25 protein-coding genes are annotated in these 23,580 nt (G+C 64.9%); 12 read left to right on the forward strand and 13 right to left on the reverse strand.

All coding sequences use genetic code 11. The features are described 5' to 3' along the window. Positions 1–99 precede the first annotated feature (99 nt). From V0U35_RS01720 to V0U35_RS01730, 3 genes are read left to right on the forward strand one after another with little or no spacing between them, the layout of a single operon-like run. Positions 100–723 carry a Tim44/TimA family putative adaptor protein gene (locus V0U35_RS01720; protein WP_330194918.1) on the forward strand — a complete coding sequence of 208 codons (624 nt, stop codon included), beginning with the start codon at positions 100–102 and terminating at the stop codon, positions 721–723. Next, positions 662–1,924: a murein transglycosylase A gene (gene mltA, locus V0U35_RS01725; protein WP_330194919.1), complete on the forward strand. Its 1,263-nt coding sequence runs from the start codon at positions 662–664 to the stop codon at positions 1,922–1,924. Before V0U35_RS01720 ends, mltA begins: the two co-directional genes overlap by 62 nt. Further along, complete coding sequence (locus V0U35_RS01730; protein WP_330194920.1) at positions 1,921–2,487, forward strand: Smr/MutS family protein; 567 nt, start codon at positions 1,921–1,923, stop codon at positions 2,485–2,487. The genes mltA and V0U35_RS01730 overlap by 4 nt, the downstream gene beginning before the upstream one ends. On the opposite strand, the gene hslU is transcribed toward V0U35_RS01730, so the two are convergent. Next, entirely contained in the window at positions 2,477–3,781 is a 1,305-nt protein-coding gene (hslU, locus tag V0U35_RS01735) for an ATP-dependent protease ATPase subunit HslU (RefSeq protein WP_330194921.1), read from the reverse strand. The genes V0U35_RS01730 and hslU overlap by 11 nt on opposite strands. A gap of 87 nt (positions 3,782–3,868) precedes the next feature. Here hslU and V0U35_RS01740 point away from each other — a divergent pair, with 87 nt between their 5' ends. After that, positions 3,869–4,297 (forward strand): VOC family protein, encoded by a 429-nt coding sequence (locus tag V0U35_RS01740; RefSeq protein WP_330194922.1) that lies wholly within the window; start codon positions 3,869–3,871, stop codon positions 4,295–4,297. A 263-nt stretch (positions 4,298–4,560) separates the two neighbouring features. Here the strand turns inward: V0U35_RS01740 and V0U35_RS01745 are convergent, their stop codons facing one another. The 6 genes from V0U35_RS01745 to V0U35_RS01770 all read right to left on the reverse strand — a co-directional run bounded on the left by V0U35_RS01745 (position 4,561) and on the right by V0U35_RS01770 (position 11,340). Further along, positions 4,561–5,274, reverse strand: coding sequence for a CPBP family intramembrane glutamic endopeptidase (locus V0U35_RS01745; RefSeq protein ID WP_330194923.1), 714 nt, complete (start codon positions 5,272–5,274; stop codon positions 4,561–4,563). 147 nt (positions 5,275–5,421) lie between these two features. Then, positions 5,422–6,546, reverse strand: a complete 1,125-nt coding sequence (locus V0U35_RS01750; RefSeq protein WP_330194924.1) for a serine hydrolase domain-containing protein — start codon at positions 6,544–6,546, stop codon at positions 5,422–5,424. 78 nt (positions 6,547–6,624) lie between these two features. Beyond that, entirely contained in the window at positions 6,625–7,299 is a 675-nt protein-coding gene (locus V0U35_RS01755; protein WP_330194925.1) for a helix-turn-helix domain-containing protein, read from the reverse strand. Positions 7,300–7,344: 45 nt separating this feature from the next. Continuing rightward, positions 7,345–7,902, reverse strand: coding sequence for an ATP-dependent protease subunit HslV (gene hslV, locus V0U35_RS01760; RefSeq protein WP_330194926.1), 558 nt, complete (start codon positions 7,900–7,902; stop codon positions 7,345–7,347). Positions 7,903–7,990: 88 nt separating this feature from the next. Beyond that, the gene (locus V0U35_RS01765; RefSeq protein ID WP_330194927.1) at positions 7,991–10,099 is read right to left on the reverse strand and encodes a putative bifunctional diguanylate cyclase/phosphodiesterase; all 2,109 of its coding nucleotides are present in this window, start codon (positions 10,097–10,099) and stop codon (positions 7,991–7,993) included. 254 nt (positions 10,100–10,353) lie between these two features. Then, positions 10,354–11,340 (reverse strand): adenosine kinase, encoded by a 987-nt coding sequence (locus V0U35_RS01770; RefSeq protein ID WP_330194928.1) that lies wholly within the window; start codon positions 11,338–11,340, stop codon positions 10,354–10,356. A 116-nt stretch (positions 11,341–11,456) separates the two neighbouring features. Between V0U35_RS01770 and V0U35_RS01775 the strand changes: the two genes are divergently transcribed. Together V0U35_RS01775 and V0U35_RS01780 are read left to right on the forward strand one after the other, a co-directional pair. After that, positions 11,457–12,353 (forward strand): ATP-grasp domain-containing protein, encoded by an 897-nt coding sequence (locus tag V0U35_RS01775; protein WP_330194929.1) that lies wholly within the window; start codon positions 11,457–11,459, stop codon positions 12,351–12,353. Between the two features lie 85 nt (positions 12,354–12,438). Next, positions 12,439–12,933, forward strand: a complete 495-nt coding sequence (locus V0U35_RS01780) for a DUF6438 domain-containing protein (protein WP_330194930.1) — start codon at positions 12,439–12,441, stop codon at positions 12,931–12,933. Positions 12,934–13,169: 236 nt separating this feature from the next. Here the strand turns inward: V0U35_RS01780 and nth are convergent, their stop codons facing one another. Together nth and V0U35_RS01790 are read right to left on the reverse strand one after the other, a co-directional pair. Beyond that, positions 13,170–13,832 (reverse strand): endonuclease III, encoded by a 663-nt coding sequence (gene nth / locus V0U35_RS01785; protein WP_330194931.1) that lies wholly within the window; start codon positions 13,830–13,832, stop codon positions 13,170–13,172. A gap of 47 nt (positions 13,833–13,879) precedes the next feature. Then, complete coding sequence (locus tag V0U35_RS01790) at positions 13,880–14,497, reverse strand: LysE family translocator (protein WP_330194932.1); 618 nt, start codon at positions 14,495–14,497, stop codon at positions 13,880–13,882. Between the two features lie 80 nt (positions 14,498–14,577). Between V0U35_RS01790 and V0U35_RS01795 the strand changes: the two genes are divergently transcribed. Genes V0U35_RS01795 through V0U35_RS01810 form a run of 4 tightly spaced genes read left to right on the forward strand, consistent with a single transcriptional unit; the run spans position 14,578 to position 17,075 of the window. After that, positions 14,578–15,129 carry a DUF2244 domain-containing protein gene (locus tag V0U35_RS01795; RefSeq protein ID WP_330194933.1) on the forward strand — a complete coding sequence of 184 codons (552 nt, stop codon included), beginning with the start codon at positions 14,578–14,580 and terminating at the stop codon, positions 15,127–15,129. A 23-nt stretch (positions 15,130–15,152) separates the two neighbouring features. Beyond that, positions 15,153–16,004 (forward strand): methylated-DNA--[protein]-cysteine S-methyltransferase, encoded by an 852-nt coding sequence (locus V0U35_RS01800; protein WP_330194934.1) that lies wholly within the window; start codon positions 15,153–15,155, stop codon positions 16,002–16,004. A gap of 52 nt (positions 16,005–16,056) precedes the next feature. Beyond that, a complete protein-coding gene (locus V0U35_RS01805; protein WP_330194935.1) occupies positions 16,057–16,611 on the forward strand; it encodes a hypothetical protein in 555 nt (184 codons plus the stop codon). Next, positions 16,611–17,075, forward strand: coding sequence for a lactoylglutathione lyase (locus tag V0U35_RS01810; RefSeq protein WP_330194936.1), 465 nt, complete (start codon positions 16,611–16,613; stop codon positions 17,073–17,075). Before V0U35_RS01805 ends, V0U35_RS01810 begins: the two co-directional genes overlap by 1 nt. Before the next feature lie 12 nt (positions 17,076–17,087). On the opposite strand, the gene V0U35_RS01815 is transcribed toward V0U35_RS01810, so the two are convergent. Together V0U35_RS01815 and dapB are read right to left on the reverse strand one after the other, a co-directional pair. Beyond that, positions 17,088–17,705: a helix-turn-helix transcriptional regulator gene (locus V0U35_RS01815; protein ID WP_330194937.1), complete on the reverse strand. Its 618-nt coding sequence runs from the start codon at positions 17,703–17,705 to the stop codon at positions 17,088–17,090. A 69-nt stretch (positions 17,706–17,774) separates the two neighbouring features. Beyond that, positions 17,775–18,581 (reverse strand): 4-hydroxy-tetrahydrodipicolinate reductase, encoded by an 807-nt coding sequence (gene dapB / locus V0U35_RS01820; RefSeq protein ID WP_330194938.1) that lies wholly within the window; start codon positions 18,579–18,581, stop codon positions 17,775–17,777. A gap of 167 nt (positions 18,582–18,748) precedes the next feature. Here dapB and V0U35_RS01825 point away from each other — a divergent pair, with 167 nt between their 5' ends. Further along, on the forward strand, positions 18,749–19,309 hold the full coding sequence (locus V0U35_RS01825) for a hypothetical protein (protein ID WP_330194939.1): 561 nt from the start codon (positions 18,749–18,751) through the stop codon (positions 19,307–19,309). A 270-nt stretch (positions 19,310–19,579) separates the two neighbouring features. After that, positions 19,580–20,203 carry a TetR/AcrR family transcriptional regulator gene (locus V0U35_RS01830; protein ID WP_330194940.1) on the forward strand — a complete coding sequence of 208 codons (624 nt, stop codon included), beginning with the start codon at positions 19,580–19,582 and terminating at the stop codon, positions 20,201–20,203. Between the two features lie 4 nt (positions 20,204–20,207). Here V0U35_RS01830 and dnaJ read toward each other — a convergent pair whose 3' ends face one another. Further along, positions 20,208–21,383 (reverse strand): molecular chaperone DnaJ, encoded by a 1,176-nt coding sequence (gene dnaJ, locus V0U35_RS01835; RefSeq protein ID WP_330194941.1) that lies wholly within the window; start codon positions 21,381–21,383, stop codon positions 20,208–20,210. Between the two features lie 89 nt (positions 21,384–21,472). Beyond that, positions 21,473–23,401 carry a molecular chaperone DnaK gene (gene dnaK / locus V0U35_RS01840; protein WP_330194942.1) on the reverse strand — a complete coding sequence of 643 codons (1,929 nt, stop codon included), beginning with the start codon at positions 23,399–23,401 and terminating at the stop codon, positions 21,473–21,475. Between the last annotated feature and the right edge of the window lie 179 nt (positions 23,402–23,580).

The raw sequence follows: 23,580 nt of genomic DNA on the forward strand, positions 1-23,580 counted from the left end.
CGCGCCTGATATGAAGGCTGACGCGCGGCCCGTGACGTCCTATATATTGCCAAGGCAAGTCTCCCCCAGGAGCGGACAACAGGTTTTTGAAACGCGTCGATGGAAGTCATCACCCTGCTCATATCCGCGGCGGCCGCCGTCTTCATCGCCTTCCGCCTGTACCAGGTGCTGGGGCGCAAGACCGGTCATACGCCCGAGGCACCGGCCGCGCGTCCGTCCCCGCCCGCAGCGGGCACCGATACGCCGGCTGACCGCGTCAGCGGGTTCGCCGGCCCGGCCGAAAGCGGCCTGACCGCCATTGCCGGACAGGATCCCGGATTTGATCCCGGCGGTTTCCTCTCCGGGGCTGATGCCGCTTACCGGCTGATCGTCGAAGGTTTTGCCAAGGGCGACAAGGATGCCCTGCGCCCGCTCCTGACCGAAAAGGTCTATGCCCGCTATGCCGCGGCCATCGACGAGCGCGAGGCGCGCGGGGAAACCACGACGACCGAGATCGAACGCATTGCCCGCGCCGGGATCGAGGACGCCGAGCTCGACGGCAAGACGGCCCGCATTCGCGTCCGCTTCAAGGCCGACATCGCGACGGAAACCAAATCGAAATCCGGTGAGCGCATATCCGGTGACCTGTCGCGCATCGCCGAAGTCGAGGAGATCTGGAGCTTTGAACGTCAAGCTGACAGCCGCGATCCGAACTGGCGTCTGGCGGGCGTCAAGGCGGTCTAGCCCCCTTGTCCTGGCGGCCCTGCTAGCCGCCTGCGGTCCGCGCGAAACCCCGCCGGAGATACCGGACGAGACACCACAACCAGCCGAAACCGTCGAGACCGGCCTTCTGTTCGAGGCGGTCGGTTTTGATGCGCTGCCAGGCTGGGCCGAGGCTGATCCCCGCCCCGCGCTGGGTGCCTTCCGGCGCAGCTGCGCCCGGCTTGCCGCGCTTAGTGATGACACCCCTTTAAGCCCGCGTGTCGACTACGCCGGAACCGCCGGTGAATGGCGGCGGGCCTGCGCGCTCTCGGCGCTGGATGCCGGCAGCGCGGCCGCGGCGCGAGAGGCTTTCGAGGCCGCCTTCCGGCCGGTGGCGATTTCGGCCCCGGATGCGGTCAGCGGGATGATCACCGGGTATTACGAGCCGGAAGTCGACGTCAGACGCGAACCCGATTCCGAATTTTCGCAGCCCCTTCGGGCGCGTCCGGACGACCTCCTGACCGCCGATCTCGGCGCGTTCGACGAACGCCTCGCCGGTCAGCGAATTGTCGGACGGGCAGAAGGCCGGGCCTTCATCCCTTACCGCTCGCGCGGCGAGATCGAGGCGCAGGACGCTGGCACACCACTCGCCTGGGGACGGCCCATCGACGTTTTCTTCCTGCAGATCCAGGGCTCGGGGCGTCTCGTGTGGGATGATGGCGCGACGGCGCGCGCGGCCTTCGCGGCGCATAATGGCCTGCCCTACACCTCGATCGGCCGCGTGCTGATCGACCGGGGCGAGATGGATCTCTCCGACGCGTCGAAGGACGGAATCGAGGCCTGGCTGGAAGAGGCCGGCCCCGCCACCGCCCGGGCATTGTTCAATGAAAACCCGCGCTATGCCTTTTTCGCGATCGAGCCGCTGGACGATCCGTCGCTGGGGCCGCGCGGCGCGGCGGGCATATCGCTGACGCCGATGGCCTCGATCGCGGCGGACCCGGCGTTTCATCCGTTTGGTGTGCCGGTCTGGTTGCAGGCCTCCCTGCCCGACGCACCAACGTGGGCGGGGCTGGTGGTGACGCAGGACACCGGCGGGGCGATCACGGGGCCGCTGCGCGCGGATTTGTTTTATGGCTGGGGCGATACGGCCGAACGCCGCGCCGGATCGACGCGGGCGCAGGCCAGCTGGACGGTGTTGCTTCCCGTCGAGATCGCCGAGCGCCTGACCGCGCCGCCGGCATGAAGCCGCCGCGAGAGCTGAAACCGGAAGAGCGCGCGCTGTGGCGCAAGGTGGCGCGGACGGCCAAACCGCTCGACCCGTCGCGTCTTGCTGCGCTGAACGCAGACAAGACACGGCCCGTCCCGGACAAGGCGCGGGGGAAAACCCCGGTCGCGGCCACACCAAAGCCCGCGCCTTTAAGCCCGCCAGCGCGTTCAAAACCCAAACCGCCCCCGGCCGACCGGTCGAATGAGCGCCGGCTGCGCCGGGGCCGGGTCGAGATCGAGGCGCGGATTGATCTACATGGCATGCGGCTGATTGAAGCCCGCGCCGCGCTGGGGCGCTTCCTGCATTCAGGTAAAGCCAGGGGTCTAAGGACCGTGCTGGTTATAACCGGCAAGGGATTGCGCTTGTCTTCCCGGGTCCGCGGCGAGGGCGAGGCCGAGCCCGGTGCGATCCGGCGGGCCTTCCCCGATTGGCTTGCAGAGGGCGATCTGAGGCATCTCGTGTCGGGCTATGCCCCGGCCCATGCCCGCCATGGCGGGACGGGCGCGTTTTACGTGACGCTGCGATTCCCTAGAGAATAAATTTCGACAGATCGGTGTTTTTCGCCAGATCGCCGATGTGTTCAGCGACATAGGCCGAATCGATCGTGATCGTCTCGCCGGACTTGTCCGAGGCCGTGAAGGAAATCTCCTCGACCAGTTTCTCCATAATGGTCTGGAGCCGCCGCGCGCCAATATTTTCCACGCTGGAATTGACCTCGAAGGCCGCCCCGGCAATCGCGTCGACCGCATCGTCGGTGATGTCGAGCGTGACGCCTTCGGTAGCCATCAGGGCGACGTACTGGCGCACCAGGCTCGCCTGCGGCTCGGTGAGGATGCGCTTGAAATCCTCCTTGGTCAGGGCGCGCAGCTCGACCCGGATCGGCAGGCGGCCCTGCAGTTCGGGCAGCATGTCGCTCGGCTTGGCGACGTGGAAGGCCCCCGAGGCGATGAAAAGGATGTGGTCGGTTTTCACCGGACCATGCTTAGTCGTGACCGTCGTGCCCTCGATCAGCGGCAGGAGGTCGCGCTGCACGCCCTCGCGGCTGACATCGGCCCCGCGCGTGTCGGAGCGGGCGGTGATCTTGTCGACCTCGTCGAGGAAGACGATGCCGTCATTTTCAGCGAGCGAAATCGCCTCGGCATTGATCGCGCTCTCGTCGATCATCTTGTCGGCTTCCTCGGCAATCAGCGGCTCATAGGCTTCGCGCACGGTCGTGCGCACCGTCTTCTTCTTGCCGCCAAACCCCTTGCCGAGCAGGTCGGAAAGATTGAGCACGCCGGCCCCGCCGGGCATGCCCGGGATATCCAGCGACTGGAAGGGCGAGGCGCTGTCAGAGAGCTCGATCTCGATTTCCTTGTCGTCGAGCTCACCCGCACGAAGCTTCTTGCGGAAGGAATCCTTCGTTGAGCCCTGCGCGCCGGCACCGACGAGCGCGGTCAGGACGCGTTCCTCAGCCGCCGAATGGGCGCGGGCGCGGACATCCTCGCGCTTCTTGTCGCGCACAATGGCGATGGCGACCTCGACGAGATCGCGGGCGATCTGATCAACATCGCGGCCGACATAGCCGACCTCGGTGAATTTCGTCGCCTCGACCTTCAGGAAGGGCGCACCGGCGAGTTTCGCCAGACGCCGGGAAATCTCGGTCTTGCCCACACCCGTCGGTCCGATCATCAGAATGTTCTTCGGCGTGACTTCCTCGCGCAGATCATCTTCGAGCTGGCGGCGCCGCCAGCGATTGCGAAGCGCGATGGCGACGGCGCGCTTGGCGTCGCTCTGGCCGATAATGTGGCGGTCGAGCTCGGAAACAATCTCGCGGGGGGAAAAGTCGGACATGAACGCTCTCTGGGATAAAGGATCGGCTTGCCTCTCGCCCCATGTAGGCGTCAAAAGGGGGGAAGGCCAGTCTTTGAAAGGCGTCCTATGACAGTCCAGCCGCGCTTCCACCTCGCCTTCCCGGTCAATGACCTTGAAGCCGCCCGCCATTTCTACGGCGAACTCCTGGGCTGTCCGCAAGGGCGCGAGGCGAAAGGCGAGTGGATCGATTTCGACCTTTATGGCCACCAGATCGTCGCCCATTACGCGCCGGAGGAATGCGGCGGAGCGACGGCGAACACGGTCGATGGCCAGAAAGTGCCGGTGCGCCATTTCGGGCTTCTGCTCGACTGGCCTGTCTGGGAAAGCCTCGCCGACCGGCTGAAAACCGCCGGCGCGCTCTTCCTCATCGAGCCTTATGTCCGTTTCAAGGGCGAAGCGGGTGAGCAGGGCACGTTCTTTGTCCTCGACCCGGCCGGAAACGCGCTCGAATTCAAGAGCTTCCGCGACGAAGCCCAGATTTTCGCGACCGGGTGAGAGTCTCTCACCGTTTTGAAGATCGTCTACCACCACGCCCGTCGGTCCTCGCCGGCGGTTCGCTCCGGCGTCTGCGGCAAGCGTAGGCCGCTTGCGGGTCGGGACGGCTTAGGCTGGTCTTCCCTCTCCCCTTGCATAAGGGGAGAGGGTCAGGGTGAGGGGTTGGTTCAAGGTCGAGCACGATCCGGCCCGACCCCCTCACCTCAATCCTCTCCCCCAAGGGGGAGAGGAAGGCAATTCCGGCGGCTTGACCGAAAGCCCCCTCACACATCGAGGTCGAGATAGCGCGCGGTCATGCCGAGCGTGTCGACGAGGCCGTGGGCAAGGATGAGCGGCCACAGATTGCGTTTGTAGAGGACGAACAAGGTCCCGAGCACAATCCCGATTGAGGTGACGACGACGAGCCCGCGCAGGCCCTGATAGTAGAAATGCCCGTATCCGAAGATCAGCGCGGCCGCGATGACGGCTAGCACCGGGTTTATAGGCAGGCTGCGGAACACCGCGCCGAAACGGGTGATCAGAAAGCCGCGGAAGAACATTTCCTCGCCGAAGGCGGCGCTCGTCCAGATCACGAGCATCCAGGTCAGGTAGACGGACAGATTGCCTTCGATGCCGCCGAAGCGGTCGGTGACTCCGGCAGGTTCCTCGGCCATGGACCAGAATCCCGCAGCGTCTCCGGCAAAACCCACCCCGACACCAACGCCCAGTATGCCGACAATGGCCAACAGAGTTTGCGGCAGGACGAGGAGTTTCGCCTTCCAGCCCGGCAGGGCCCGCAACCCCATGCCCGACCACCGCTCGCCGCGCGCATACATGTAAATCGTCAACAGGACGAGGGTGAGGATGAGCGTGATGGGGCCGGCGAACTTCCAGATGATCTGATCGGCGATGAGTTTCGAACCGATGGCGAAGCCGACAAAGACGAAGAGTTCAAGCCCGGCACGCGTGCGGCCTGGTGACGGTGTTTGCGATGACATGGACCGGTTCCGGCGACTAGGAAACTGCAGGCCGGCGATTCCACCCCGCTTGTGGGCCCCTTGATGCCCGTCAACACCAGAGTGGATGCAAACGGGCTGCAGTGGGGCAGAGATCCGTCTGTCACGAGCGTGCCGGGCCCGGGCTTCCTACTCCTCCGCCGGGCAGTAGGGTTCAAGAAGCGGTGTGACGGCATCGGTGATGACGTCGCGGTAGAGCCGGTTGTCCGGTCCGGTGCGGCCGCTCGATGTCGTCACCGCGAGAATGATACCGCACTCGAAATAGGTGTTGAGATAGGCGTTAGTCCCCCAGTCATTGCTGCCCCGCGCGCTGTGAAACCGCCCCAGGTGCGGGTCATCGACGAGGAAGCCGCCATAGCTCGCCGCGCCAAGGCTGATAACGATGCGCGGTGCGAAGAGTTCGGCGCGCGAGGCATCGGAGAGGAGGCGGTCATCAAGGAGGGCCGCCTGCAGACGGACAAGATCGGCCGCGCTGGCGAGATAGCCCGAGGCACCGATCATACCGTAATTCCGGCCGACAAGGCTTTCCGGATAGCCTTCGGCGGGCTGTGCGAGGCGCGCCGGATCGCCAATCCCCGGCTCGGACCAGAATCCTGTGTGGTCAAGACAAGCCGGATCAATGATGTCGCGATAAGCCAGCGCTTCGTAAGGCCGCCCGTGCAGGCGCTCGAGCAGCAGGCCGAGTATATTGTAGCCGTCATTGGAATAGCGGAAATCGCCGCGCCGCGCCGGGTCGTAGTCCTCGGCATCGATGGCGGCGAGGGCGGCTTCGTTGGAATAGACGGCTTCGGCGGCATAGCTCGCGCCTAGTGCGGAGCGGTGTGAGAGCAATTCCTCGATCGTCGTTCCGCGTTCGGCAATGGCGCTGCCGTCGAGATAGGGAGAAACCGTATCGGTCACGGCGATCCGGCCTGCGTCGACGGCCTGGAGGACCATGATCGCCGTGAGATATTTCGCCGTCGAGGCAAGCTCGAACAGCGTTTCACCAGAGATCGGGCGTGTCCGTTCGCGGTCGGCGAAACCGACGCTGCCGGAATAGAGCCAGACCCCATCCTGCCAGATGGCCAACTGGCCGTTGAATTCGTCCGCGGCGGCATCGGCCAGCACAGTGTCGAGCGTGGTTGTCAGTTCCGTCGCGGGGGCAGCGGCCGGTTCGGCCGGGCAGGCCGTATCCAATGCCAGTGCCGGGGGCGTGGCGATCAAAAGGATAGGGGCTGCAAGAAGGGCTATGGCGGACGAATAGCGCAGGGTCATGACGGAACTCCAATGACGCAAGGACCGGGCCGAGCCTAGCGGGGCGGCGGGACCGGTCTTGAACGTTGTTGCAGGCGTTCAGGCCACCAGGAGCGCCCGCCTTGTGTCTGACGGAGACTGGCCGGTCGCCGTGCGCAAGGACCGGCAGAAGTGGCTCTGGTCGGCAAAACCGGCATCGGCGGCAATTGCGGCGAGGGACAGGCTGGTTTCAGCCATGAGTTTCAGCGCTGTCTGCAGCCGCGCCTGCTGGCGGAAACGTGTCGGGGTCAGACCATAGCGGTCGAGAAAGCGGCGAGTCAGTTGCCAGGGCCGCAAGCCTTCCTCTTCTGCGAGTTCGCCGGTCGGGGTGGCCGACGGCTGCACCAGGGCGCGGGCGATCCGGTCGAGCCGGGTCCGGTCACCGGCCGGCTCGACGGCCTTCGTCGGGCAGTCGCTCAGGACAACATCGCCCGTGTGCATGAGCGCTTCCGGATCGGTGATCAGTTCGGCCGGCAGGCGGCCTGTGCGAACCGACCAGCCATGATCGGCGTGAACCCGGGTCCAGGCGGCGCGGCTGACGGGCAGCGTGCGGTAGGCCGCATCGGGCGAGCCGAAGCCGTCATGGGCAAACAGGGCCGGGCGGATGATGAAATCGCCAGGGCGAAAGCGCGACTGGCCTTCAATGGCGCGCTCGCGGTAATCACCGCGCACAAAGACGATCAGGCGCGCCTGATCATGACGATGAAAGGGCTGATGGAGTGGATCACAGCGCATCTTGATCCAAAGGCTAGACGAGGGTGCGCGCCGGGAAAAGCGCGACTACCCCTCCAGTACCTCGATGGTGAGGTTGTCATTGGTGTAGATGCAGATATCGGCCGCGATTTGCATGGCCTTGCGGGCGATTTTTTCCGGATCGTCTTCGTAATCGGCCAGGGCCCGGGCGGCCGAGAGGGCGTAATTGCCGCCCGAACCGACCGCAACCAGCCCGTCCTCGGGTTCGAGCACATCACCGGCCCCGGTGATGAGATAGGTCGCGTCCTTGTCACCTACGATCAGCATGGCATCGAGGCGGCGAAAAGCCTTGTCGGTGCGCCAGTCCTTGGCGAGTTCGACGCAGGCGCGGGCCAGTTGCCCGGAATGGCTGTCGAGCTTGGCTTCAAGGCGCTCAAAGAGGGCGAAAGCGTCTGCCGTCGCACCGGCAAAACCGGCGACGACCTTGCCGCCGGAGAGGCGGCGGACCTTCTTGGCATTGGCCTTCATCACGGTGGGGCCGACCGAGACCTGGCCGTCACCGGCGAGGACGAACCGGCCCCCTTTCCGGACACCGAGAATGGTCGTGCCGCGCCAGCCGGGCGCATTGTCGGAGTTTCGTGTCATGACAGGTCAGGCCTCCGGCAAGCGTCGCGGGTGAGACCTGTCATGTGGACCGCTTGGGCCGCCGGTTCAAGTCAGTCCGTGAGCCAGATCAGGAGGCGAGGCGGGCCGAAGCGGCGATTTCGCGCGAATTGCCGTTGCGGGCGAACGCCTCGAATTCGTCAGCCGGCGTCGGCCGCGAGAAGAGATAACCCTGGGCGAGCGTCGCGCCTTCGGCCCGCAGGATTTCGAGCTGCTCGGCGGTTTCCACGCCTTCGGCGACGGTTTTCAGCTTCAGCGCCTTGGCCATGGCGAGAATGGTCTCGACCACGATGCGGGCGTGATGGTCCTCGGCGACGCCGCGCACAAAGCTCTGATCGATCTTGAACACGTCGAACGGCATGCGCGTCAGGTAGGAGAGCGAGGAGTGCCCGGTGCCAAAATCGTCGATCGCGAAGCTGACGCCGCGATCACGCAGCGGCTGGACCTGTTCGATCACGCGCTCGGGATCCTTCATCGCGATGGATTCGGTGAGCTCAATCTCCAGAAGGCGCGGATCGAGCCCGGTTTCGGCGAGGATTTCCAGCACCGAGTCGGCGAAGCTCTCGCGCTCGAACTGCATGGCCGAGACATTGACCGCCATCGGCACGGCCAGACCGTTGCGGGCCCAGTCGGCGGCCTGGCGGCAGGCCGCGCGCATCACCCAGTCCCCGATCTCGACGATCAGGCCGGATTCCTCGGCGGCGGCAATGAAGGCCCCTGGCGAGAGCAGGCCGGCGGTCGGGTGGTTCCAGCGCACCAGCGCCTCGGCCCCTTCCACAACGCCATCCTCCATGCGCACTTTCGGTTGGTAGAAGACGACGAGCTGGTCGTCGCGAACGGCTTCGCGCAGCTCGTTTTCCAGCACCAGGCGCTCGAAGGCGGACTGGTTCATCGACTGTTCGAAGAATTGAGCCGCATTGCCGCCTGACCGCTTGGCATGGGCCATAGCCAGGTCGGCGTGACGCAGAAGCGTTTCCGGATCGGCCCCGTCCTGCGGGAACATGGCGATCCCCACTGACGCGCCCAGGAAGACCTGGTGACCGGACATGTCAAACGGCCGGCAGATCGTCGCGATCACCTGCTGGGCGATGCGCGCCGCATCGGCTGCGGTTTCCACATTCGGCAAGAGCAGGGTGAATTCGTCTCCGCCCAGGCGCGCGACCATGGAGGGCTCACCGCCCGGACCATTGGCGAGATCGGCACCGCGTGCGGTTTCGCGCAGACGACGGGCCGTCATTTCGAGCAGGCGGTCGCCCTCGCCGATGCCCAGCGAGTCGTTGACGCGCTTGAAGCGGTCGAGATCGAGGAAGAGCACGGCCCCGGAGGCGTTGTCCTCCACCGCCTTGCGTGCGGTGCGCTCGACTTCCTTGCGGAAGCGCTCGCGGTTGGGCAGTTCGGTGACCATGTCGACATAGGCGAGGCGGTGGATCCGCTTCAGATTGGCGTCGATCCGGCCGAGCATGCGGTTGAAGGCGTTGGCGAGCACTTCGAGTTCGTCGCCCGTCTTCACCTCGATGCGCATGTCGAGCGACTTCGTCGAGGCCTGGCGGGCCGCTTCGGTGAGCTGACGGATCGGTCCCAGCGCGCGGCCCACGATCAGCGCGGTGATCGGCAGGATAATCCCGAGCGCGAACAGTGAAATCAGGAAGTGACGGCGCATCATGGCCGCGGTCGCGGTGCGCAGCTCGTCGAGCGGCGAGATTACATAGACCGCGCCAACCAGGCGTCCAGCAGCGCTGAAGACCGGCGTGGCGACGTGGATTTCCTCGCCGCGGCGTTCGAGGCGGGCTTCACCGGCTCCCAGCGACATGACGACGAGCGGGTCAGCAGCATTCGCGGCGTGATAGTCGGGCTCCTCCGCAGACGAGACGACAACCTGGCGGCGCACATCGGTGATGAAGGCTTCAGAGATGTCGGGGCGTTCAACCATGCGGGCGACGCGGCGTCCCATGGACTGGGTGTCTGCCTCGGTAATGTCATCGGCGACATTGAGCGCAAGAATATGACCGAGCATGCCGGCGCGCTCGACCAGACGCTCTTCGAGGTCCTGGCGTGAGGCATGATTTTCCAGCGTGATCAGAAGGGCGATAGAGGCCGCGATCAACAGGCCCGCCATGATGGTGAATTTCATCACCAGCGAGCGCATGCAACGGGCTACGGCGTTACGGAGGGGTGCCATTGATCAGCCCTCCATCCGGTCAGCCGGGCGAAGCGCGCCGGTCCGGCGCGCGGTCTTCGCCGCGATCAGGTCTGCCAAGAATTTCATATCCCACCACACACGGTTATTTTCCGAGTTAGGGTGGGACAATGACTCAAAGGGTTTGAAACGTCGTTAAAATGCCGATCAGTTTTCGTTAACGGGTCAATGGACAATTCCGGCGTTCCGGTTAGGACACCGTCAACACCTGAATCGACGTTCATTTTAAGGGAAATTCAGCCTTCGGCGACGAGGTCTTCCAGCCGGGTTTCGGGCCGTGCGCCATAATGGGAGATGACTTCGGCGGCGGCGATTACGCCCATGCGGCCGGATTCGTAAAGGCTCTGGCCGCGTGCCGCGCCGAGGAGGAAACCGGCGGCAAAGAGATCACCCGCGCCCGTCGTATCGACGACTGTGTCGACCGTCTTCGCGGCCACTTCCTCGGTCTCGTCCCCGCAGACGATGACCGCGCCCTTCTCCGAACGGGTGACCGCCGCCAGGCGTGTCTCGGCCCGGACCGAGGCGAGCGCGAGTTCGAAATCATCGGTCTCGTAAAGCGCCATGATCTCGGCCTCGTTGGCGAGGAGAATATCGATATGGTTACGGACCAGCTGGCGGAAGGATGCACGGTGGCGGTCGACGCAGAAGGTGTCGGACAGGGTCAGCGCGGTACGCCGATCCGCGGCCCGGGCAATCTCGGCGGCACTGACAAAAGCCGCCTTCGCCGCATCGCGGTCGAACAGATAGCCTTCCATGAAAGTGATCTCGGCGGCGCGGATTTTCTCGGCGTCAATATCGGCCTCGTCGAACATGACCGAGGCCCCCAGGAAAGTGCTCATCGAACGCTGGGCGTCGGGCGTGACATTGATCAGGCAGCGCGCCGTGGCCGGTCCGCCCGACAGCGGCGCGGTCGCATAATCCACGCCGGCCGCGTTGAGGTCGCGCGTGAAACTCGTTCCCAGCGCATCATCGGCGACCTTGCCGATATAGGCCCCGCGTCCGCCCAGCGAGGCCACGCCGGCGAGCGTGTTGGCGGCCGACCCGCCGGAGACTTCCTTGCCGTCGGCCATCTTCGCGTAGAGCTCGGTCGCGCGGGCCTCGTCGATCAGCGTCATCGCGCCCTTCTCGATCCTGTTCTCGGTGAGGAAGGCTTCGCTGCAGGGAGCGATCACGTCGACAATGGCATTGCCGACGCCGGTGACGTCAAAGCGGATCTGGGTCATGAACGGGGCCGTTTGCGTTAAGGATGGCGGAGAAAATCTGGGCGCGAGGCTTAACGGGGCCGGCCCGCCTTCGCAAGGCTTGCGAAGCCGAGCGGGCTGGGATAGCTCCCGCAACCATGACCCAGGCTCTCAAACGTATCGCCTTTCTGACCTCGCGCAACATGGTCGACCCGGGCCCCGAGGCGCGTGTGGACGCGTTTGAACACCGGCTGGAGCTCGAGGCGCTGGCCCCGGCCTGCGCCGAGGCCGGCTTCGCCCTGGTCGAGCAGGTCTGGGACGATCCGGGTTTCGATCCGGCCGCGTTTGACGGCATCGTGATCGGGACAGCCTGGGACTACATGGAAAAGCATGGCGCGTTTCTGGCCGCGCTGGAGCGGTTTGATGCCGCCGCACCGCTGCTCAATCCGCGCGCGACCGTGATCTGGAATTCCGACAAGACCTATCTGCGCGATCTGGAAAACGCCGGGCTCCCCGTCGTCCCGACCGAGTGGGCCGCGCGTGCCGACGCGGTGTCCATCGCCCGCGCCTTCGAGCGTTTTGATTGCGACCGTCTCGTGGTCAAGCCGCAAGTGGGCGCGAGCGCCTGGCGTCAGGCGCGTGTGACGAAGGGCGATCCGCTGCCGCCGGACAGCGAGATGCCGCCTGCGGCCTGCCTGATCCAGCCTTTCCTCAGCGCCGCCGAGACCGAAGGCGAAACGACGCTGCTCTTCTTTGACCGGCAATTCTCCCATGCGCTGGTGAAAAAGCCGAAGGCCGGGGATTACCGCACCCAGTCCATGTATGGCGCGAGCGAAGCGGCCGTCACGCCGCCGGACGACGCCATCGAGACTGCGCAGGCCGCGCTGGAGGCCGTCGCGGGCGATCTCCTCTATGGCCGGGTCGACCTGATGCGGCGCGGCGATGGCCGGTTCGCGATCATGGAGCTCGAGCTCGTCGAGCCCTATCTCTATCCCGAACAGGGCCCGGATCTGGGCGCGAACTACGCCCGCGCACTGGGGCGTCTTATCAAATAGGCACGAAACCGATCGGGCCATGGCGCGTTCATGTGGAAACGCCTAATGTCCGCTCCGGGACACAGCGACACCGGGAGTTATCGCCATGCGCGCCTTTCTGTTTTCCATTTCCGCCTTCGCCCTGACCGCCTGCGCCAGCGGCGCGAACGGATCGGATGGTGCCAGCGGGCTGCAATCGCTCTCTGTCGACCAGGGGCCGTGTTACGGCTTTTGCCCGGTCTATGCGATCACGGTCGAGGCGGACAATTCCTACTCCCTCGACAATCGCCGTCACACCCGCGAGGAGGGCCTGGTGACGGGCCGGCTCGATGCCGGGGCCTTTGATACCATTGCCGATGCGGCAGCGCGGGTGAACTTCCGCGACCTGCCCGAGGACATGACGTTCAACAACCCCGAGGCCTGCACCGGCCCGCAGATGTCGGACATGCCCTATTTCGAGTTCACCGGCGTTTATGCCGACGGTACCGAGAAGACGGTGCGCTGGTACCAGGGCTGCAACTATCCCGGCATGCGCGAATTCATGGGCGCGGTCCGCGACGCCTATGACTACGACATCCGCATTGAACGCGCGCGGGAGTAGGACGTTTTCTTCTGACATTCGGCCCTTGTCGGTCCCGGCATGGTGGCCGGGATAACAATTCTCCTTGCGTCATCACCCGGTTCATCCGGGTGATCTCATCTGGAAGGAGATGCCCCGAATAAATCGGGGCATGACGCGGGATAAAGTTCCCTCACCTCAATCCTTCGTGTCCTTCCAGGCTCCACTGGAGCCCGTCGGAGACACTCAGCCCCCAAGGGGAGAGGAAGCCAGCAACACTACCCCACAGTCTTGTCCTCGTAGCGGCAGAGGTCGGCGATGGGGCAGTTGGGACAGTCGGGCTTCCTCGCCTTGCAGACATAGCGCCCGTGCAGGATCAGCCAGTGGTGCGCGCCTTTGAGGAATTCGGGCGGCGTGATGGCCTCAAGCTTCTGTTCGACTTCGAACGGGGTCTTGCCCGGCGCGAGCCCGGTGCGGTTGGAAACCCGGAAGATATGGGTGTCGACCGCGATGGTCGGCTCGCCGAACGCCTCGTTCATCACGACATTGGCGGTCTTGCGTCCGACGCCGGGCAGGGTTTCGAGCGCTTCGCGCGAGGCCGGGACCTCGCCGCCATACTCGTCGATGATCTTTTGCGAGAGCGCGAAGACATTTTTCGCCTTGTTGCGGAAGAGGCCGATCGTCTTGATGTGATCGCGGATCGCGTCCTCGCCCAGCGCGACCATCTTTTCCGGCGTGTCGGCGGCGGCAAAGAGGCCTTTAGTGGCCTTGTTCACCCCGACATCGGTGGCCTGTGCGGACAGCGCGACGGCAACGACAAGGGTAAATGGCGAGGTGTAATCCAGCTCGGTCTTCGGCTCGGGCCGGTCCTGGGCCAGCCGGGCAAACAGGTCGGCGGCTTCCTCGGTGGTGAAGGGGGCAGGGTTTTTCTTCCGGGGCATGGACGCGAGTTAGCCCCGAGTGCTCCGCCAAGTCGACCCGGTTATTGCTAGCGCGCCGTCGAGAGAAAGAGCCAGACCGCGATCCCCGCCAGCAGAACGGCCAGCACCCGCCTTGCGATACGGTTGCGCACGGGGTCATTCAAGAAGGCCTGGGCGCTGCCCGCGAGGGCAACAATGACCAAATGCACACCCGTCGCGATGGCGACTGACAGCGCGGTCAGGGCGGCGGCCTGCGGTGCGACGGGCGCGGTATGGTCGATGAATTCGGGCAGGACCGCGACATAGAAGAGCCCGGCCTTGGGGTTCAGCGCGTTGATGACGAAACCGCGCGAGAAATGACGCAGATTGCCCTCCTCGATCCGGGCCGGAGAGGATTCCCCCGCCTCGCGCCAACCCTCAAAGGCCAGATAGAGCAGGAAGAGCGACCCGGCCCAGCGCAGGCCGTCATAGAGGACAGGCGATCCGGCGATGAGGGCGGAAAGCCCCAGCGCGGCGGCGGCACCGATGGCGAGCAGGCCGAGCGCCACGCCCGCGACCGCCATCAACCCGGCACGCCGCCCTTCGCTGGCGCTCAAGACCGCCAACCAGGCCATGTTGGGTCCGGGCGTCAGTTCAATGACAAGAACGGCCAGGGAAAAAGCGGCAAGGGCGGTAAGGTCGGGCATGGTGATCCCTTGCATAAACCGCCCGCGCGCATCCGTCGCCGGTGAAGTGGGATGACAATGCGCTATATGCTCGTGTGAGCATGACCGAGCCTGCGATCGAGACCTGGCCTGCCGAAGCCGCGATACCCACCCCGCCGGACGGGGTGCTCTATTTCGATGCCATACTGTCGCCGAACCGGTCGCTGCCGAGCGCGGGCTTCCTGGTGCTGATGGCTGTGCTGGTGGGGATCAGCTTTGCGTCGGGTGCCGCCTTTTTCCTGATCGGAGCCTGGCCCATCCCCTTTTTCTTCGGGCTGGACGTGGTGCTGGTCTGGTTAGCCTTCCGTCTGAGCTATCGCGACGGGCGGCGGCGCGAACTGATCCGGGTGACGCGCGACCGCATCCTCGTCCATCGCCGCCATCCCAATGGCGGGGTCCGCCATTACCAGATGCCGACGGCGTGGACGCGGGCCGAGCTGGCCGGACGCGGCACCCACGCTGTCCAGTTTTCTCTGCGGGCCCACGGCAAGGCGCTGGTTCTGGGAGCATTCCTGTCGCCGGAGGAACGCGAAAGTCTCGCTGATGCAGCCGCGACGGCTCTGGCCCGGGCGCGGCGCGGCGGACCAGCGCAAGAAGCGGGTGGCGCGGCCTGACCGGGCGCGGCAGTGTGGTACCCATGATGACCCAGAATGCCGTCTACGACCTTACCGCCGCTTCGCGCGACTATCCGCGCGTCACCGCCGCGCTCAACTATTTGGGCGAAAGCTGGCGCGACCATCCCGATCTTGATGCCGCGGCGCGGGCTGCCGGCCTCTCCCCGCACCATTTTCAGCGCATCTTCACGCGCTGGGTCGGGGTGTCACCGAAACGCTATGTCGGCGCGCTCGCCCACGCCGAGGCGCGCGATGCCATTGACGAGGGCGCAAGCGTGCTCGACGCCGCCTTCGAGGCGGGACTGTCCGGCCCGGGGCGACTGCATGATCTTTTCATTGCCCATGAAGCGGTCACGCCGGGCGATGCCAAGCGACGCGGGGCGGGGCTCAGCTTCACCTGGGGTGTCGCGCCGACGCCATTCGGGGACGGCGTCTTCCTGATCGCGCCGCGCGGCCTGTCGGCCCTCGCCTTTGCCGATCCGGATGCGGAGACCGCCAGCCAGGACCTGATGGCCCGTTACCCGGCCGCCGATTATGGGCGCGATGACGCAATGGCGCGGGACTGGTCGGACCGGATCTTTACCGGCGGTGGCGGTCCGATCCCGCTGGCGCTCTACGGCACGCCTTGGCAGCGCCAGGTATGGCGGGCGCTTCTGACCATTCCGCCGGGCGAGACGACGACCTACAAGGCCATTGCCGGACAGGTCTGCACACCGAAAGCCTCGCGCGCGGTGGGCGCGGCCGTCGGGGCCAATCCGGTCAGTTGGCTTATCCCCTGCCACCGGGTGCTGGCAGGTGACGGACGGCTGACCGGCTATCACTGGGGAGTGGAACGCAAGCGCGCCATGCTGGTCTACGAGGCGATGAGCGCCTGAGGGCGGCGCTCCCCCCGTGACCTTCCCGGCAATCGGGCCTACATAGAAGCCCATGCCGACGATCTTTCTCGCTGCCCTTCTGGTTATCCTCGCCGCTGCCGTGCTGCTGCTGGTGCGCTGGTTCCTCGCGCGCCTGTCCCTGACCGGGGATGCGCGCAGCGAATACGCCGCCCGGAGCGAGATCGGCGGGGCCAGCGTGCAGGGGGTCACGGCGCATGAGTTCGAGCGCATCTATGTCAGTGCGCACGAGCCACGCTGGGCGCTGTATGCGGCCGCCGCCCTGGCCGGAGCCGTACTGATCACCTGGCCGGCGCTGAATGCTCTTCTTGTTATCTGGGATGCGATCCGGACCGCCGCCGGAGCCTCTGACGTGTTTGCGCCGGGCTATTACCCCTGGATGTTCTTCATGTTCTTCGGAATCGTTGGGGCGTGGGCGGCCTGCGGCTGGCTGGCGGCGCGGATCTATCACGCCCGCGCGCCGGAAGAATTTCACGCTGCCATCGCGCGGGCCCAGGGCCATCCGGTCGATGAGGTCGCGGTCAAGCGGCCCCGGCCGAAATGGGCGCGACGCGCGGAAAAACTGCGGACCGGAAAGGCAGATCAGTAATGGAGTTTCTCCACACCATGGTGCGGATCAGCGATGTCGAGGCGTCGCTGCGCTTTTACTGCGAAGGTCTGGGTCTGAAGGAAATCCGCCGTATCGACAGCGAACAGGGCCGGTTCACGCTGATCTTTCTGGCCAGTCCGGACGATCTGAAGCGTGGCGGGTTTACCGGCGAGGAACACCCGATCCCGCCCGGCCTGCCCTGTCTGGAACTGACCCATAACTGGGAACCCGAAGCGTATGAGGGCGGGCGCAATTTCGGCCACGTTGCCTGGCGGGTGGCCGACATTTATGCGCTATGCGCCCATCTCGACGGGATGGGCTATACGATCAACCGGCCGCCGCGCGACGGGCGCATGGCCTTCGTCAAATCCCCGGACGGGATTTCCATCGAATTGTTGCAGGCTGGTGAGGCTCTGCCGCCTCAGGAACCCTGGGCCTCGATGGAGAATACCGGGAGCTGGTAGACACCCCGCGTATCAGGGTGCGTGGACGACAAGTTTGACGATCCGGTCGCCGCGCAGCGCCATCATCCCGTCTGCAGTTTCCAGAAACAGCACCAGTGCCGGGCCCAGACGCAAGGTCTGACCGGGCCTACCGGCGTATTCGGTCGCGGTCTCACGGGTCCGCCCATAGCGCACCTTCACCGTCTCGCCGCGCTCGCGGGCGCGGTTCCAGGCATTCAGAAGCGGAGTCGGATTAGGGCTCTCACCCGTCTCGAGCGTCTCCAGAATCCGATCCAGCCGCGCCACACGATCATCCCCCAAAACCTTGGAAAGACGCGCCTTTACGCGATGGGCGGCAGCTTCCCGGTCGTCCTTGGCAAGATATGTCAGGAGGGTTGTACCGAGCCAAGCGGCTTCGGCTTCCGGCCAGCTGAGCGTCAAGGGGGGCGGTCCGCCTCCAACGGCCAGCTGGTAACCCGACCCGGCCTCACCCTCGATCGGAACACCGGACTCGATCAGCGTAGCCATGTCCCGGTAAATCGTCCGTTCCGACACGTCGAACCGTTCGGCCAGGGCGCGGGCGGTCACGACGCCGGATTCGGCCTCTTTCAGGGCGCGAACGAGTTCGACAAGACGGCGGGAACGGCTCATGGCAGGACCTGACAGGATAGCTGTCCCGTTATGCCCTGCACGGCAAAGCGGCGTCAATCACCGCGTCTGTCAGGTCCGGTTCGCGACCAGATCGGCCATGGAATAAAGCCCCGGCTTCCGTCCTGACATCCACAGCGCCGCCTCCAGTGCGCCGCGGGCGAAGACGCGGCGGTCATGGGCGGCATGGGAAAGCGTGATCTCTTCCATATCGGACAGGAAGCGCACGGCATGTTCGCCGATAATGCCGCCGCCGCGGGTCACGGAAAACCCGATATCGCCGGGGCGGCGTTTCCCGGTACGGTCAATTGCCGAGACATCGTCCAGTGCCTGATTGCGGCCGGCGGCGACCGCTTCGCCCAGGACCAGGGCTGTGCCGGATGGCGCATCGATCTTGTGACGGTGATGGGTTTCGGCGATTTCCGCGTCCCAGCTGCCCGCCGGCAGAGCAGCGGCGGCCTTGCGCACCAGCGCGTCCATCAGGGCGATTCCTAAAGAGAAATTGCGGGCGGCGAGAATGGGCAGGCGGTCCGATGCGGCCTGCAGACGGGCCTTCCGATCTGGATCCAGTCCGGTGACGCCGGTGACGAAGGCGAAATTCCCCCGTCCGGCCAAGCGCTCGGCTGCGGCGATTGTGGCCTCAGGCTGGCTGGCATCGATCAGCAGGTCCGCGTTCGCTGTTCCCCCTTCCAGCGAGACGCTGGCGGTGATCCCGCATCGCCCGGCGCCGGCGATCACGCCGATATCGCGCTCCTCTCCGTCATACTCGGAACGAACGATGCCCCCGGTCAGGGCGAAACGCGGATCGGACAGGGCTTCGCGGGCAATGGCCCCGCCCAGCCGGCCGGCAATGCCCAGAACTGCCACCCGCAATGTCATGGTCTGGCCCCCCAGTTGGTCCGGTTTGGCAATAACTATTGCGCCGTTCGGGGCCGGACGTCCAATCCCTCAACTTTTCGCGAGGCGGGATGACCGGCTTGGCGGCCCGGCTAAGCTGATGGAGATAAAATTACAAGGCGCGCCCGCGCTTCAAAAGGGAAAGACCGATGATACTGCTTGCCACCAGCCTGCTGGCCGCCTCGCTTGTCCAACAGGATGCACCACCACGGCTTGATACATCCTATGAACCGAACGCGGCCTATCCGTTCGGACGGCCCAACCCGGAAGCCCCGGCGGAACTCGCCGAGTTCGCCTTCTTCATCGGCGACTTCAACTGCGTGGACGAGCGGACTTTGCCGGACGGCAGCTCGGTCCGGTTCGCGGCGATCTGGAACGGGCATTACTTCCTGAACGGTCATGCCATCCAGGACCAGTATTGGGCCCCGGGCCATTACACGTCCAACATCCGCCAGTACGACGAGGCTGCGGGGGAATGGAAAGTTCATTTCATTTCCGAGCCGGGCTTCTCGACCGGTGTCTGGGCCGGCGGGATGGAGGGCGAAGACATTGTCCTGACCCGCGAGATCCAGACACCCAACGGACCAATCACATCCCGCCTGACTTTCTACGAGATTACCGACGGCGGATTTCGTTGGCGCGGCCAGACCGTGGCGGGCGACGGGACCGTCACGACCGGGTGGACCAGTGACTGCGCGCGGGTGCGCTGACCGGTCATTCCGGCTGCCGCGCCCGGTATGACCGGCGTGCCGGACACGGTGTCATTGATCCTGTTTGACCAGCTGGCCAAGGTCAGTCTGTTCGACCCGTCCCTACGCTGAAAACCACCTTGGATTCAGGGGTCTGAGCCAGGATATTCGTGCCTGTCAGGAATCGCCACCGCGCCGTTTTGGCCTTGCAGGGCTGGCGACTCCCCGGTATGACCTAATTCGAACGATATTCGAATTCCGGTATTAACCCTTTTCAGGACCTCAACGCTGGTGCGACCGGACCGCGAACCCTTTTCGGCAACGCCGAATACCGATCTGAAGCCCCGTCAGGCGCGCAGCCGGGCGACACAGGCGCGAATCCTGAAAGTCCTGGACGAAGCCGTGGCTGCCGGTGAAGCCGACCTCATCTCGATCCAGGATATCGCCGCCCGGGCCGAGTGCTCGACGGGGGCTTTCTATGGCCGGTTCGAGAACAAGGCCGCAGGGTTCCGTGCTCTCATTGACCAGGACCGGGACCGGATCGCGGAAGCCATGGCCGAGGCTTCTGCCGAAGCGATGCGCAAGCGCGATGTGCGCGGCTGGATCGAAATCCTGATCCGCCTGTCGCTTGATCACGCCCTGTCGCGAAAATCGCTGTTACGGGCACTCGACGAAAGCGGGGACGCGGTCGCGCATCGCGACCGCCTGGTCGAATTGATGGCCGAGATGCTGACACGGCTCGGTGCGGTCCGGCAGGTCCACGCCATTCGGCGGGCCGATTTCCTGCTGACAATGATCACCGGGCTTTGCCGTGATGCGGTCCTGTCAGGGCGCGTGGGTGAGGACGAGGAGGCGCGCAATATCTTCCGGATGGAGCTCGAGCGCGCCGCGGTGTGGTATCTCGCCGGGACGTGACGCCTTAAACGTTCGGGCGGCCGTCCTCGCTGGTCAGATCATCCCAGAAACGTTTCGCTTTGCCGAGGAAGCCGTCCGAGTCCGGATTGCAATTCTTGCCTGACAGCTCACAGAACTCGCGCAGCAGCTCTTTCTGGCGTTCGGTCAAATTGCGCGGAGTTTCCACGAAGAGTTCGACGATCATGTCGCCCCTTGGCCCGCCGCGAACCCTGGGCATCCCTTTCCCTTTGAGGCGCATGCGCTTTCCGGTCTGCGCACCGTCGGGAATCTTCAGCTCGGCGCGGCCGCCATCGATGACCGGCGCGCAGATCGACCCGCCCAGCGCGGCAGTGACCATCGGTACCGGGGCACGGCAATAGAGGTTGGGACCGTCCCGCTCGAAGAGGTCGTGCGGTGCGATATGGACAAAGATGTAGAGATCGCCGCGCGGCCCGCCGCGCAGCCCGCCTTCGCCCTCACCGGCAAGACGGATTCGCATGCCGTCCTCGATCCCGGCGGGGATGTCGACATTGAGAGTCCGCGTCTTGCGCACGCGGCCCGTCCCGTCACAGGACTGGCAAGGGGTTTTGACGTATTTGCCCTGGCCGCCGCAGCGCGGACAGGTCTGGCGGATGCGGAACATGCCATTGCCGCCGGTCACGACACCCGAACCCGAACACTGGCCGCAGGTTTCCAGCGGCGTGCCGGGTTCGGCTCCGTCGCCGTCGCAGCGGTCACAGGAGAGGTTGGCGGGAACGTCGATCGTGGCGGACTTGCCGTCGAACGCGTCCTTCAGGCTGATTTCCATGTCATAGCGCAGATCTGAGCCCCGCGCCGGACCGGTGCGTGCGCCGCCACGGCGTCCACCGCCCATGCCGCCAAAGGCACCGCCAAAAACCTGTTCGAAGATGTCGGCGAAATCGGCTGCACCGCCGGCCCCGAACGGACCCTGGCCGCCTCCGCCACCCATGCCATTCTCGAACGCGGCATGGCCCATGCGGTCATAAGCGGCCCGCTTGTCAGGATCTGACAGGACGGCATAGGCCTCGCCGACTTCCTTGAAGTGGGCTTCAGCCTCGGCATCACCCGGATTGCGGTCCGGGTGGTATTGCATGGCCAGCTTCCGATAGGCGCTTTTCAGCGCCTTTTCGTCGACGCCTTTCTGGACGCCAAGAACTTCATAATAGTCGCGTTTGGACATTGCGATGTTCCAAGCCTTGCCGTTGCCGGGTCATGCCGTCCCGCCGCCCGTTTCCACGAGCGGCGGGATGCAAGTTCGGGACCCGGTCGTTAGCCGTTCTTCTTTTCGTCGCCGTCTTCGCCGTCGACTTCGGAGAATTCGGCATCGACGACGTCGTCATCGGAGGACGTGGCATCGTCCGAACCGGCTTCGGCGTCACCGCCTTCGGCCTGCTGGGCTGCATACATGGCTTCGCCGAGCTTCATCGCGGCCTGAACGAGGGCCTGGGTCTTCTCCTGGATGGCGGAGAGATCCTCGCCGTCCTTGACCTCTTTGAGGTCAGCAATGGCTTTCTCGATCGCTTCCTTCTCAGGCGCACCGACCTTGTCACCAAACTCTTCGAGTTGTTTCTCGGTCTGGTGGACCATCGCTTCGGCGGCGTTCTTGGCCTCGACCAGCTCCTTGCGGGCCTTGTCGGCCTCGGCGTTGGCTTCGGCCTCCTTGACCATCTGGTCGATGTCCGCGTCAGACAGACCGCCCGACGCCTGGATGCGGATCTGCTGCTCCTTGCCGGTTGCCTTATCCTTGGCCGAGACGTTGACGATGCCGTTGGCGTCAATGTCGAACGTGACCTCGATCTGCGGCATGCCGCGCGGTGCCGGCGGAATGCCCATCAGGTCGAACTGGCCAAGCAGCTTGTTGTCCGCCGCCATCTGGCGCTCACCCTGATAGACCTTGATGGTCACGGCCGACTGGTTGTCGTCGGCGGTGGAGAAGGTCTGCGACTTCTTGGTCGGGATGGTGGTGTTGCGCTCGATCAGCGAGGTGAACACACCGCCCAGCGTCTCGATGCCCAGCGATAGCGGGGTCACGTCGAGCAGGAGCACGTCTTTCACGTCGCCCTGCAGCACGCCGGCCTGGATGGCCGCGCCCATGGCGACGACTTCGTCCGGGTTGACGCCCTTGTGCGGATCGCGGCCGAAGAAGGACTTCACGGTCTCCTGCACCTTGGGCATGCGGGTCATGCCGCCGACCAGGACCACGTCGTCAATGTCGGAGGCGGAGAGGCCCGCATCCTTGAGCGCCTTCTTGCACGGTTCGACCGTGCGCTTAATGAGGTCTTCAACGAGCGCTTCGAGCTTGGCGCGCGACAGCTTCATGTTGAGGTGTTTCGGGCCGGACGAATCTGCCGTGATGAAGGGCAGGTTGACCTCGTAGGAGGTCGCGCTGGAGAGCTCCTTCTTGGCCTTTTCGGCCTCTTCCTTCAGACGTTGCAGGGCGAGCTTGTCGGAGCGCAGGTCGATCCCGCTCTCCTTTTTGAACTCGTCGGCAAAGTATTCGACGATACGCAGGTCAAAGTCCTCACCACCCAGGAAGGTGTCGCCATTGGTGGCCTTCACCTCGAACACGCCGTCGCCGATTTCCAGGATGGAGACGTCAAACGTACCGCCGCCGAGGTCATAGACCGCAATCGTCTTGTTGCTGTCCTTGTCGAGCCCGTAGGCGAGCGCGGCCGCGGTCGGCTCGTTGATGATGCGCAGGACTTCAAGACCGGCGATCTTGCCAGCGTCCTTGGTGGCCTGACGCTGGGCGTCATCGAAATAGGCCGGGACGGTGATGACGGCTTTCTCGACCTTCTCGCCGAGATAGGACTCAGCCGTTTCCTTCATCTTCTGAAGGATGAAGGCGGAGATTTCCGACGGCGAGTACTTCTTGCCTTCGCGGCCTTCGACCCAGGCGTCATTCTTGTCGGACGCGATGATCTTGTAGGGCACCATGCCGGCGTCCTTCTTGACCATCGGGTCGTTCATGTTGCGGCCGATGAGGCGCTTGATCGCGAAAAAGGTCTGTTCGGGGTTGGTGACGGCCTGGCGGCGGGCCGGCTGACCGATCAGGCGCTCGCCGTCCTTGGTAAAGGCGACGACGGACGGGGTGGTCCGGTTCCCCTCGGAATTCTCGATGACCTTGGCCTGCCCGCCTTCCATGACGGCGACACAGGAATTGGTTGTCCCCAGGTCGATACCGATGACTTTGCTCATGATGCGTTACGCTCCCGTGTTCTTGTTGGGCGAGGCTTTCAAGGGATGGGACACGGCCTTCTCTCGGAAGCGCCGCCGACCGCCGTTGAAAACCCCCCGGTTCCTGCTTTCAACTTCGTTTGTCGTGGGGCCGGAAGCCCCGTTCGGGAGGGGATTTAGGGGGGCGTCCAATCACCTGC

This window comes from Hyphobacterium marinum (assembly GCF_036330325.1).
Classification (GTDB): domain Bacteria; phylum Pseudomonadota; class Alphaproteobacteria; order Caulobacterales; family Maricaulaceae; genus Hyphobacterium; species Hyphobacterium marinum.

What these genes read in the sequence shown, in the direction of transcription:
- V0U35_RS01800 (WP_330194934.1), top strand. Translation starts at nt 15,153, where the DNA reads ATGATGACCCAGAATGCCGTCTACGACCTTACCGCCGCTTCGCGCGAC.
- V0U35_RS01790 (WP_330194932.1), bottom strand. Translation starts at nt 14,497, where the DNA reads ATGCCCGACCTTACCGCCCTTGCCGCTTTTTCCCTGGCCGTTCTTGTC.
- V0U35_RS01740 (WP_330194922.1), top strand. Translation starts at nt 3,869, where the DNA reads ATGACAGTCCAGCCGCGCTTCCACCTCGCCTTCCCGGTCAATGACCTT.
- V0U35_RS01815 (WP_330194937.1), bottom strand. Translation starts at nt 17,705, where the DNA reads ATGAGCCGTTCCCGCCGTCTTGTCGAACTCGTTCGCGCCCTGAAAGAG.
- V0U35_RS01745 (WP_330194923.1), bottom strand. Translation starts at nt 5,274, where the DNA reads ATGTCATCGCAAACACCGTCACCAGGCCGCACGCGTGCCGGGCTTGAA.
- V0U35_RS01810 (WP_330194936.1), top strand. Translation starts at nt 16,611, where the DNA reads ATGGAGTTTCTCCACACCATGGTGCGGATCAGCGATGTCGAGGCGTCG.
- V0U35_RS01780 (WP_330194930.1), top strand. Translation starts at nt 12,439, where the DNA reads ATGCGCGCCTTTCTGTTTTCCATTTCCGCCTTCGCCCTGACCGCCTGC.
- hslV (WP_330194926.1), bottom strand. Translation starts at nt 7,902, where the DNA reads ATGACACGAAACTCCGACAATGCGCCCGGCTGGCGCGGCACGACCATT.
- V0U35_RS01720 (WP_330194918.1), top strand. Translation starts at nt 100, where the DNA reads ATGGAAGTCATCACCCTGCTCATATCCGCGGCGGCCGCCGTCTTCATC.
- dnaK (WP_330194942.1), bottom strand. Translation starts at nt 23,401, where the DNA reads ATGAGCAAAGTCATCGGTATCGACCTGGGGACAACCAATTCCTGTGTC.
- V0U35_RS01750 (WP_330194924.1), bottom strand. Translation starts at nt 6,546, where the DNA reads ATGACCCTGCGCTATTCGTCCGCCATAGCCCTTCTTGCAGCCCCTATC.
- V0U35_RS01805 (WP_330194935.1), top strand. Translation starts at nt 16,057, where the DNA reads ATGCCGACGATCTTTCTCGCTGCCCTTCTGGTTATCCTCGCCGCTGCC.
- V0U35_RS01730 (WP_330194920.1), top strand. Translation starts at nt 1,921, where the DNA reads ATGAAGCCGCCGCGAGAGCTGAAACCGGAAGAGCGCGCGCTGTGGCGC.
- V0U35_RS01755 (WP_330194925.1), bottom strand. Translation starts at nt 7,299, where the DNA reads ATGCGCTGTGATCCACTCCATCAGCCCTTTCATCGTCATGATCAGGCG.
- V0U35_RS01765 (WP_330194927.1), bottom strand. Translation starts at nt 10,099, where the DNA reads ATGGCACCCCTCCGTAACGCCGTAGCCCGTTGCATGCGCTCGCTGGTG.
- hslU (WP_330194921.1), bottom strand. Translation starts at nt 3,781, where the DNA reads ATGTCCGACTTTTCCCCCCGCGAGATTGTTTCCGAGCTCGACCGCCAC.
- dnaJ (WP_330194941.1), bottom strand. Translation starts at nt 21,383, where the DNA reads ATGTCCAAACGCGACTATTATGAAGTTCTTGGCGTCCAGAAAGGCGTC.
- V0U35_RS01775 (WP_330194929.1), top strand. Translation starts at nt 11,457, where the DNA reads ATGACCCAGGCTCTCAAACGTATCGCCTTTCTGACCTCGCGCAACATG.
- dapB (WP_330194938.1), bottom strand. Translation starts at nt 18,581, where the DNA reads ATGACATTGCGGGTGGCAGTTCTGGGCATTGCCGGCCGGCTGGGCGGG.
- nth (WP_330194931.1), bottom strand. Translation starts at nt 13,832, where the DNA reads ATGCCCCGGAAGAAAAACCCTGCCCCCTTCACCACCGAGGAAGCCGCC.
- V0U35_RS01795 (WP_330194933.1), top strand. Translation starts at nt 14,578, where the DNA reads ATGACCGAGCCTGCGATCGAGACCTGGCCTGCCGAAGCCGCGATACCC.
- V0U35_RS01770 (WP_330194928.1), bottom strand. Translation starts at nt 11,340, where the DNA reads ATGACCCAGATCCGCTTTGACGTCACCGGCGTCGGCAATGCCATTGTC.
- V0U35_RS01825 (WP_330194939.1), top strand. Translation starts at nt 18,749, where the DNA reads ATGATACTGCTTGCCACCAGCCTGCTGGCCGCCTCGCTTGTCCAACAG.